Annotated in this window: 8 protein-coding genes; 1 reads left to right on the forward strand and 7 read right to left on the reverse strand. The window is 45.3% G+C overall.

The window, feature by feature from the left end; all coding sequences use genetic code 11:
• The 7 genes from AM228_RS27950 to AM228_RS27985 form a co-directional block, all read right to left on the reverse strand.
• A partial coding sequence (locus AM228_RS27950; protein ID WP_156332127.1) for an IS630 transposase-related protein occupies positions 1-167 on the reverse strand: 167 nt, incomplete at its 3' end.
• A gap of 64 nt (positions 168-231) precedes the next feature.
• Positions 232-585, reverse strand: a complete 354-nt coding sequence (locus tag AM228_RS37095; protein ID WP_072160965.1) for a transposase family protein — start codon at positions 583-585, stop codon at positions 232-234.
• A gap of 271 nt (positions 586-856) precedes the next feature.
• On the reverse strand, positions 857-1210 hold the full coding sequence (locus AM228_RS27960) for a DUF1257 domain-containing protein (protein ID WP_054470250.1): 354 nt from the start codon (positions 1208-1210) through the stop codon (positions 857-859).
• Between the two features lie 174 nt (positions 1211-1384).
• Entirely contained in the window at positions 1385-2905 is a 1521-nt protein-coding gene (locus AM228_RS27965; RefSeq protein WP_054470251.1) for an AAA family ATPase, read from the reverse strand.
• Positions 2906-3000: 95 nt separating this feature from the next.
• Entirely contained in the window at positions 3001-3369 is a 369-nt protein-coding gene (locus tag AM228_RS27970; protein WP_054470252.1) for a hypothetical protein, read from the reverse strand.
• 413 nt (positions 3370-3782) lie between these two features.
• The gene (locus tag AM228_RS27975) at positions 3783-6203 is read right to left on the reverse strand and encodes a hypothetical protein (protein ID WP_156332128.1); all 2421 of its coding nucleotides are present in this window, start codon (positions 6201-6203) and stop codon (positions 3783-3785) included.
• A gap of 64 nt (positions 6204-6267) precedes the next feature.
• Positions 6268-7497, reverse strand: coding sequence for a glycosyltransferase (locus tag AM228_RS27985; RefSeq protein WP_054470258.1), 1230 nt, complete (start codon positions 7495-7497; stop codon positions 6268-6270).
• A 691-nt stretch (positions 7498-8188) separates the two neighbouring features.
• Between AM228_RS27985 and AM228_RS27990 the strand changes: the two genes are divergently transcribed.
• The gene (locus AM228_RS27990; protein ID WP_054470260.1) at positions 8189-9043 is read left to right on the forward strand and encodes a hypothetical protein; all 855 of its coding nucleotides are present in this window, start codon (positions 8189-8191) and stop codon (positions 9041-9043) included.
• The last annotated feature ends 374 nt before the right edge of the window (positions 9044-9417 follow it).

Here is a 9417-nt window from a genome sequence, read left to right on the forward strand (position 1 = left end):
TATGTCTTAGCATGGAAGTCTCTAGTTTCTTCTTTACGCTTGAGCCACAGATCGATCGTATTACGGCTAATTCCAAACAGTTTACTGGCTTCACTCTTCTTCATCCCGTTGATTTCAATGGCCTCTATGACCTTTTTCCGTAAGTCGTAGCTGTAAGAATTAGACATGGGTAGATTTATCTCGAATTTTGGCAACTTCTTTTATTCTACGTCCTAACTGGACTGGCGACTGCTATAAAATACTGGCGCGTAATAACTCAGTTAGAATTGGCAGCCAATACCGAAAAATGGTGTTAGCTGTAGATTCACAAACTCCAAATTGAACCCCCAGATAAAGGAAGGAAGGATATTGGTAAAGATACACCAAAGTTAGAAGAATTTGTTCTTGAACAGGTAATGTAATTTTCCGACCCGCCCCCTTGACATTATTGGTGGGTTTTAACAGGTCGGCCTCCGCTTCTTTTTGGAGGTGTACAATGGAAGCTTCTCTAGACAATTCTTGGAACTGCTTATAAGTTATTCCTCTAAGCCTCGGTGTTAATTTGGGGTGTTCTTCAATATATTTTAGAATTCCGCAGCATGACAAAAAATAAAATTAAATCTTATTATAGCATATAATGTAATTTTTGGAGATGTCTAATGGTTAAGTTTGAGTAAGTTTTAGAGATCGGTGAAGGCGATCCTAAGAATAGAATTAGCCATATTTTTTTCCTAAACTTACAGTCCAATATCTCAACATGATTTATTTGATAGATCAAAAAGCGATCCAATCACCGATCCAATCGCTTAAAAAATGCAAAAAAACGGGTCAACCCGCATTGGTTAACCCGAAAGGTTGGGAACGCGCTGTTGCCAGACTACTTTTGAACAACCAGCTTCACATTGGCGTTTTGCAAGCCTGGACGACGAACTTCCGTCAAAGCTTTATTCACCGCATACTTTTGATTAATCGAGTTGATTAGTTCAGTTTGGTTATGCTTCTTCGCCACACCCCAGAGGTCAGCGATCAGGTCAAAAGAACCATCACTGTTGCGAGACCAACCGAGGTCATAATCGCCTTCGAGCACCGCTACGATGTCCGCCCGAACCTGCTGTCCATTGTAGCCACGGACATCAGCTTCGGTCTTGATATTAATCCCCAGATCGCGCAGAGAGTTCTTGAGGATTTCGGCATCGGTGATTTTGGTGCGGAGAGTGCTAAAGTGAGACATTGGGATTTCCTCCAAAAAAATAAGCAATTCGACAAAAACGACAACGATTTAATCAACTGTCATTCCCGTGAAAACGGGAATCCACGACGATTCCGCATAAAATGCGGTTGTTTGATGCAATGCCAGCATTAGATATTGCTGACCTTTCCTCCTGTGGGAAGCAGGAGAAAACCTTTAGAACTCCATGCGCTGATATTCAGCCAGGGAGGACGCAGCCGGTCGCGCTCGCTGACGAGCCCAGTCGCGCAGAGCCGTGACTTGTTCGGTCATGGTCTTCGACAGCGGTAGCGTTGATTTGATCGCGGCAATAATATCCAACTGCGTAAACTCTCGATCTTGAGCAAATGCCTCATACATAGCAGCGATTACGGCTTGCTCAATTTCTGCTCCAGAGAACCCTTCAGACACCTTAGCTAGTTGATCGAGATCAAAACGCGAGATGTCTTTGCGGCGCTTGGACAGATGAATTTTGAAAATTTCTTGCCGTTCTTCGTTGTTGGGAAGGTCAACGAAGAAGATTTCATCAAAACGGCCTTTTCTGAGAAATTCTCCGGGTAATCTTTCGACTCGGTTGGCAGTCGCCATCACAAATACGGGTGATGTTTTTTCTTGCATCCAGGTTAGGAAAGAACCAAAGATGCGACTTGATGTGCCTCCGTCCGAGTCAGCAGATCCAGCACTACCAGCAAAGGCTTTATCCAATTCATCAATAAATAGGATAACGGGGGAAATTGATTCAGCGGTTTTCAAGGCGCTGCGTAGGTTCGCTTCTGAGCGACCGACCATTGAACCGTCATAGACACGGCCAATATCTAGACGCAACAGGGGCAGACCCCACAGCCGGGAAGTGGTTTTGGCAATCATCGACTTGCCGCACCCAGGAACGCCTAAGATTAGCATTCCTTTGGGTTGAGGTAAGCCATATTCCCTAGCCCTTTCCGTGAAAGCATTGGAGCGTTGTTTTAACCAGCGCTTTAATTCTTCGAGTCCACCGACTGATTCGATGGTTTCGTCGTCTTCGATATATTCCAGGATACCGTTACGGCGAATTAGCTGCTTTTTCTCCGAGAGAACAATTTCCACTTCCCCTTCGGTGAGACGACCAGCGGTGACTTGCGCTTTGCGATAGACCTTTTCCGCTTCGTCTTTGGTTAAACCGAGGGCAGCTTTGACCAGTTTTTCTCGGGTTTCCGTGCTAATTTTCCGCTGGCGAGTCAATTCTAACTGGTGCGAGAGCACTTGATTGATCTCAGCCATTTTCGGCAGAGGAAAATCTAGTACAACGACTTCTTTTTCCAGTTCGATGGGGATTTGTTGTACCGGGGACATGAGGACGATCGCTTTTTCGGTATTTTTGAAGGAGGCGATCGCATCTCTGAGCCACCGAATTACCACCGCATTACCCATCGCCTCAATAAAGGGATGTAAATCCTTAAAGACGAACAAACCGGGTTCTTTTTGCCGAATCACCCACTCGATCGCCGCTTCTGGCGATACGGTGTTGTGACTCATACTGGTGTTGCTTTGACCACACTCGACAATTCCTCGAGTCACCGTCCAGGTATAGACTCGCCGGGGGGGGTTGCTTTGTTCAGCAATCTTGGCGATCGCTTGCTCGGCCCGTTCTTCCTCGGCGGTGACGAGGTAGATCAGAGGATATTGAGCTTTTATTAAAATATTGAGCTCTTCTTGCATAGCCAAAAGACCTATTAAAAACGGTGCCTAATGTTTGCTTATCTTTGCTGAATTTCCTGCCCCCATTTGGATAATGTGGAGCGAAGGTTAAACCTTTAGCATGTAACCAATTGTTCTTCTGGTTGATGCTCTTTATTGCCTTGGATTTTGTTGCCTTGGATTTTTTGCACTTGCTCTAGTGGTAATTCTTCATCAGAAATCAACACTGTTGCTTGATGATTTAAAGCCACCATTTCTCCATCACGAATAATCAGAGATGAGGAACATTCTGGGCAAGTGTAAACCCGATGAGTCCGCCCGTAGGATGATTCTATTTCGTCTACCTCTGGTGAATGATTCATATAAAAAGCAATAGCTTTTTCGGCGATGGTAGACATTGATTCAGAATCAACTGCTGCTTTAATTTTTAGTTGACGATGCAGTTCAGGCGGTATATATAATGTAACCTTCTGCTTATCTTGCATAGGTGGGACTTGCATTTGATTTACCCGGGTATGAATCTCAAGATAACCGCATTTTTAGAAAGCGTCAAGAGGTTTTACCACTATGACGGCAATATTGTAATATTTCGTTACAATTCGCCCCGATTCGCTCGAAATTTAGACGGCTTAAATGGATTTAAACCACTATATATAGCTGCAATGGAGAATTACGATTATATATATAGTGTTTTATGGCAATTTACCAAAATTTAGTATCGTTTGTAACGATCACGGTCAGGAAGGATACAAAACACAGGGGTAGGGTGGGCAAGAATTTGCCCACCCTACGAGTAGTCTTTCCCCAACCACCGATCGCACAACCAACAACCAACAACCAAGGGTGTAGGGTGTAGGCTGTAGGGTGTAGGCTGTAGGGTGTAGAGGGAAGATTTCGTTTAAAATTCAAACCGACGGCGATCGGATGACCAACGCTGCAAAGTATAGCCCTTAGAACCTTCCACCACCAGGGCAGTAAATCCGCCGTCTTTAACTTCAGCAATGCCTGTCACCGATTGACCTTTGGCGCTGGTAAGCTCGCTATAAATCAGTACCCCGGTGTCCTCTAAAATCAAAGTGCGGGGGCGAGAATATTGACGGGTGGGGTCAGGTTTCAGGGTCAAGACGGCTTCCGGTTTGTCGTTGCCGGTGAGATCGATCAGTTGTACCAACCAATCACTCATTTGGGTCAGCATCATTTCGGGACTGGTCTGAAGTCCGGGCAATACTTCTCCTCCTAGCTGAAGTTCATACCAAAGTACCGGGAGTATGGCACTGACCCATTGGGGATTTTGCTGGTTTAGTTGTTTGAGGGTCAGATTTCGGGGCGATCGCCATTCTAGGGCTGAATTAGAGACCGCCAAAGGCTTAGACATTTCCGCACTGCCGGTTAGGGCGATCGTCGTCGGATCCGCCGATGGGATGGCTTTTCCCGCAGCTAATAAATTCAAGACACCATTTTGGAATTGAATGGCTTTGACGGTGGTAGTGACAGTTTGCTGTTCCCCATTTGGCATCCAGACAATAATTTGTAAATTGGGGTCATTGTGCAAACCGAGGTGTTTCCACAGAAAGTCACTGCTTTTGTAACGAGGCAGTTGCAAGTCATTAAAGGGAAATTCATGCCATAAGACACTATCGTGAAATCCGATAACTTGAATTTGATACCAAATTTCCCCAGGGGCTAAAGAAATAGACGCACCGTTTCCGGGCTGCCATTGTTCGGGATTGATTTCAGCGAGAATTAACCCATTGCCAACAATGCGACTGCGATGATTCTTAATCTTTTGGTTGCGCTCGATCGCTTGGGAACGTTTTTCTAATAAATCCAGCAACCGTGCTCGATCTTCTTCTTTGGCTGACTGTTGATTCAACCAATCTTTAGCTTGCCATTCCCCATCCTGGGCGGCAATAATTAAAGCCCCCCAAGCTTGTAAATCAATATTTTTCGGATTGACCCGCAAAGCCATCTCTACCCGTTCCCACAAGTCAACCTGATCCGTATTGAGCAAATCATTCATCGTATTCCCCAAAGCCAACTGTGACTCATAGATTTCCAGGGCTTGAGTCCAGCGACCATCCACCAAAGCCATTAAGACTTGTTGACTGGGGTTACGCCAACGGGCATTTGCTTGGGCTTGGCTAACTTGGGCATGAAACCGAACCACATCCATTTGTGCTTGGGCTGCCGCTGTCCAATTACCAAGACTCTCCAGGCTTTGTTTTTGATAAGCCATCATTTCCCAGGCGGGTGACCATAACCCGGTACTGGCTAACCATAAAGCATCTCGATATCCCTGAGTTTTGATCCCTGGGGTATTCAGAGTAATTTCTTCAAGCTCAATGGGATTGACCACAAACTTAACCGGCTGGATTTGATAAATACTTAAATTAGGCTCAATGCCCGTGGTGCGATCGATAATTAATTCGGGATGGCCGCCCCCGGTAACTTCTTGCCAGCCCGGGGGCTGGTTATTGGGAGAAGCCCACTGCATCATTTCACTCAGGTAACGAGTTTCGTAATTGTAGTGAACGATTTTGCCGAAGGTAATTTTTTCGCCCTTATATGTCTTTTGGCCACTGAGTTGAAACCAAATGCCGGTATTCGGTGCTTTGCTGTAAAACCTTTCTAACTGGGTCAAAGGCAATGGTTGACTTGACCCATTGATATATGAGTCATTCAGTTGGCTAATCACATAAGATTCTGCCGGCCCATTAATGTTCAGTTCACTAATTTTCTGATAATAAACTTGAGCATCATCGGGGTGATCGGGCGATCGCACCTGCAAATACAGTTGTAACTGGACAATTTTTTGACAATCTTCGGCTTCGGCACCACTGGTTTGAGAACATCTAGCCATCACCGGCAAGAGAATTCCGGTTTCATAACTCCAAAGTCCTTCATTGCTTTGAGGACTGGGTAACTTGTCGAGGACTAAAGGTCGGGCGGGAATCAGTCCTTGGGCGGAAATCTGGGCTTGAATCACCTCAAGGGACTGGGGGGCTTGTCGGTTCGCAAAAGGCACCTGACTCCAAGCGGGAACCAAGGGTTCCAACCACTTCACACCCTCTGGGTTCATCATCAGTTCTAAGCTCATGGAAACCCCACCAACCATTAAGCAAAAGGTACTGGAGAATGCGGCAATTGTACCTAGGGCTGTTTGGCTGCGCCAAATGGGTGACAATGCGATTTGCCAATTTCTCAGTCGGTGTCGTCTAGAGAGTCTTTTTGGGCTGGCGGGGTTGAGGGATGTTCTCTGGCGAATCGGTGCCAGAGATGCGGATGATGAAAACATTCGAGAGCGTAAATTATTGTTCATGCGCTGGAAATCCCCGTTCTTCGACTGATGATGATAGTTTGATACTTTTTTAATTGGTAGAAATTTAGGTGAAAGAAAATTTACACAAGACTTGCTCGTAAAGCTTGCCAGCAGTGTTCCAAGTATATTCGCTTTCAATTAGCGATCGCCCTTGCAAGGATAACTTTTTTCTCAGACTGGAGTCATCAAATAAGCGGCTAATTTGGTGAACATACTCAGAAATCCCATTAGCCCTTAATGCCCGGAGGGGAACATTTGGCCCATCGACGGTTAGCCCTTCCAAACCGCGATCGCTTGCCACCACGGGAACCCCGGCAGCCATTGCTTCCAAGGTTTTGTTTTTAATCCCGTACCCGGTTCGCAAAGGCACCACACAAACCGCAGAACGATGGAGTTCATCACTCATAGAATCAACCTTGCCTGTCACCACCACTCCGGGAATACTTTGCAAATCCATGACTTCTGGGACTGGGCGATCACCAACAATGGCAAACGTCACATCAGGATAATGCTTTTTGAGTAAAGGTAGCACTTCCACGGCAAAAAAGCGAGCCGCATCTATATTATGGGAAGCATCCATTGCCCCGGTAAACACCAAGCGGTGATTTCTCGGATCCCCTTGCCGGTAGGGAAATAAGTCTAAATCCACCCCATTGGGAATCACTGCAATATTGGCATCGGGGGCGAACTCCTGAAATTGCTGCTGGTCGTCTTCAGTTGTCACCACAATTTGGGAGAATTTGGCGCTGTAGCGTTTTTCATAGTTCAGCAGTAAAGGCAAATAGAGGCGATCGCGCAGAGTATTTTGGCTGGCTCCCATCTCCAAATGGTTGCGCGTCCACCCATAAACCGAACTATGCACATTCACCACCGTGGTTACAGACTGGCAAAACTCAGGGCGAATATAAATCTCATTCACACTATGCTCGCAAGTAATCACCTGATATCGTTTCTGTTCCACAGCCCGATCAACAAACGCCTGAAATTCGGTAGAATAGCGTTGCAACACATTGGGCGGGGTGCCTTTGAGTAATGAGACACCAAACCGGCCTAATTTCCCGCCAAATCCTTGGGATTGTGGATCCTTGGGCAAGGGAAACATGACTAAATCGCTCACCCATTGCTGCAATTCCCTCACCTCCGCATCCGTCACCGTAGCATGGCGCTGGGTGACGAGAGTAATCTGATGTTGCTGAGTCAGGTGTAAATATTTCAGCAGATTAAAAGTTCTAATTTCTGTCCCACCACGATTCGGTGGATAGGGAAAGGTAGACGAAAGCATTAAAATTTTCATAAAACTTAAGAATTTTCAGGAAATCTCTTTAAATCCTTGAGTGTATCTTTAGAGATTCTGTTTCCCTAAAGGATCCCGGTGCGATTTCGCTTTCGCGAAAGCGACTCGGCTTAAATTAGGGAGGATCAATGTATGAGAATATTATAACACATTTTATGGCGGATTCGCCGCTGAGATGATGATATTTTTTTTTGTTCAAATACCAATGACCTACATCGATTTGATTAGGAAAATTCCTCATCAAATCAAAAATATATAGTCGGTTTTAATTTTCAACTTAGGGTGGAAAATAATTTGCCCACCCTACTAATAATTCAAAGATATTTTTGTGTTTTTACGATGTAAATATATTTTTATTTGAATAACAATCAATAACAATATACTTATGGCAAAATTATAAAAAGCACTCTAAAAAAGGGGGGTTGGAGCGATCGCTATTCGTTGATGTGGGATGATCAACTATGATGGGAATAATTCTCATAAGTAGACGGGCAGAAATAAATTCACCACAGACCCCATGGTAAGAAAAGCTGTCATTCCCGCCCCACGCCTAAGCGCTCTTCGCGCAGGCTTCGCGCCTTCGCGGGGGTAAACTCCGACGGGAATCCAAAGCCTATCGGCGGGGAACGAAAAGTGCAATTAATTATGTTCACCTACTTATTGTTGTTGCTATTCGGACTAGAGGATAATTATGAATGTGGTGGAGCTAAAATTTTTGTTAAAATTACTGGCGTTTCCGAATTATCGGGGACTAATTAGTCAAATTAAACCTAATCCCAAAACTAGCGCCAGTGAACGAGATAGCATTTGTCGCACCCTGAGCGATCGCGAATTAGTCGCCTACAGCACTGAAATCACAGAATTTAGTATCACTCCTGCGGGTCATGCGCTTTTAGCGCTCAACACCAGCCAATTACCCATTTCCGCAGCGGAACTCCAATTGCTCAAAGCTGCTGCTTCTGGTTTGACCATTGAGGCGGAAACCAGCATTCCCGCATCCCTTAGACAAACCACAATCCAAAATTTAGTCGATCGCGGCTTAATCAAAATTGAAAAAGCTAAAATCCAAGAGGTTTGGCTGACCGAACGCGGGGCAGAATATCTCACTGATGAATATAATCCCAGTGGCAGTGAACCAGTAATTAGTTTAGATTTACTCACTAACTACCTGCGCTTTATCCGCAAATCCCTACGGCAAAAAGAATTAGCGGTCACACCAACGATCGATGAAGTCAAGAGCGAGTTTTCCGATCCAGCATCAGTCCATCATCATCGGCCCGCAGATGCAGAGATTTTGAAAATGATTCAAAATTTAGACCGAGAACTCGCCACTGATAATTATTTACCAATTTTTTATTTGCGTCAGAAGTTGCAACCCCCCTTATCCCGCGAAGAAGTGGATCAAGCCTTATATCGACTGCAACGCAACGACAAGATTGAACTGAGTTCTTTACAAGAAGCGATCGCCTACACCCCAGAACAAATCGAAGCGGGTATTCCCCAAGATATTGGTGGCCCACTCTTTTTTATCATTGTCACCGAATGATGAGATGCTTTTTAGGGTGTAGGGTGTAGGGCAGCGGAGGAGCGGGGATGCAGGGGAGCGGAGGAGCCGCCAATCGTGCAGGGGAGCGGAGGGGCAGGGGCGCAAGCATTGCGCCCCTACATCACCAACCAAACAACAAACAACAAACAACAAATAACCACCAACAAACAACAAACAACCATCAACAAAGAATGTTAGGGCGAAGCATTCGGGTAATAAATTGTTTGTTTTTTCCGGTAGGGGCTTGTAGGGGCAAAGCATTCGGGCAGTTAATTCTCGCTTTTTACAATCAAGATAATTATCCGAATGCTTCGCCCGAACCCGGCAGTTAATTCTCGCTTTTTACAATCAAGATAATTATCCGAATGCTTTGC

The sequence above is a fragment of the Planktothricoides sp. SR001 genome, from assembly GCF_001276715.1.
Lineage (GTDB): Bacteria > Cyanobacteriota > Cyanobacteriia > Cyanobacteriales > Laspinemataceae > Planktothricoides > Planktothricoides raciborskii.